At 72.0% G+C, this 1,202-nt stretch carries 1 protein-coding gene and 1 pseudogene; both read right to left on the minus strand.

Annotated elements, in window-relative coordinates; translation table 11 throughout:
• Positions 1-323 precede the first annotated feature (323 nt).
• Complete coding sequence (locus GPA_RS13985; RefSeq protein WP_015540267.1) at positions 324-644, minus strand: hypothetical protein; 321 nt, start codon at positions 642-644, stop codon at positions 324-326.
• 267 nt (positions 645-911) lie between these two features.
• Positions 912-1,202 (minus strand): annotated as a pseudogene (locus tag GPA_RS13990) (DNA polymerase IV); the annotation flags it as partial.

Below are 1,202 nucleotides of genomic sequence, written 5' to 3' on the forward strand. Positions count from 1 at the left end.
CAGCGAGGCCCGCGGCCACCTCCGGACGCAGGCCCGCGATATCGTCCTCGGAGAGGAACCCGTGCGTGGCGCGCACGGAGCGCTCCCACACCTGCGCCAGCCGGCCCACCAGCTCGGGCGCGCGCCCCTGCGGCTCGATCTCCTCGATGTCCATGGCTGTTCCTTTCGCATGCTTCCGCCCGGTCGATTCGCACCATTCTAGCGGAAACCGATGCCGTCGCCCATCGGAGCCCCCGTCCCATCGGCGCGTCCCATCGGCACCCACGCCGGCGCCGACATCCGCCGGCCGTCCTTGGACGAAGGGGCGGCCGACACGGCGCGCATCATGCCCCGAAGGCTCCGTCACCGCACCGTGCGGACGCCCCGGCATCCTCGGGCGACGGCTCGGGCACGATCTCCTCCACGAACCAGCGCGGGTCCTCGTGGAACAGGAACGTATGGGCGTTCCCCACCACCACGTCGTAGCGCACGCCCTCGCCGCCCACCTTGAGCGAGGCACACCGACGCCGCCCCAGCACGGCGCGCACGGGGAAGCGCCGCCCGTCGTGCCACGCCACGGCGCGCGGCACGACGGTGCCGTCCGCCAAGAACTCGGCCTCCACCTCCACGTACCGCTTCCGCCTGCCGGCAATGCCCCGCACCATGCGCCCTCGCGCCTCCTTCTTCCTTGCTCGCCCCCTTATTCGGCCTCCGCCGATTCGCGCGAAGCGCGAACTTTACCGCGCAGATCCGGTTGCCGAACCCCACAGGTTGGCGTAGTAAGCCAGCGAGGGCGGCCGTGGTGCCCGGAATTCGCGGGATCGCGGGGGCGAAGCGTACTTCGGTACGCGAGCCTCCGGGATCGCGCGAAGGCCGGGTGCCACGGCCGGCCGCAGCGTCGGCTTGTTCCGCCGTTCGGAGAACGGCGGAACCTAGAAGTACCCCACCGGGTGCACCACGTTGTCGCGCTTGACGTCCAGCTCCAGCAGGCTCTCGTCCAGCAGCTCGGTCCCGCGCTGGATGCACGTGTTGCCGAAGCGGCGGCGCAGCTCGTCCACGGCCTCGTCCAGGTCCTCCAGCACGCGCCGGCGTGCGTCGAAGGGCAGCTCCAGCTGCTCGGGCGCGTCCACGGGCACCAGGCCCGAGGCGCGCACGTGCAGGCCGCGCAGGGGCCGCGTCTCGTCCAGCGGCTCGTTTGCCACCAGCAGGTTCCAGGCCGCCCG

Origin of the sequence: Gordonibacter pamelaeae 7-10-1-b, assembly GCF_000210055.1 — a bacterium.
Classification (GTDB): domain Bacteria; phylum Actinomycetota; class Coriobacteriia; order Coriobacteriales; family Eggerthellaceae; genus Gordonibacter; species Gordonibacter pamelaeae.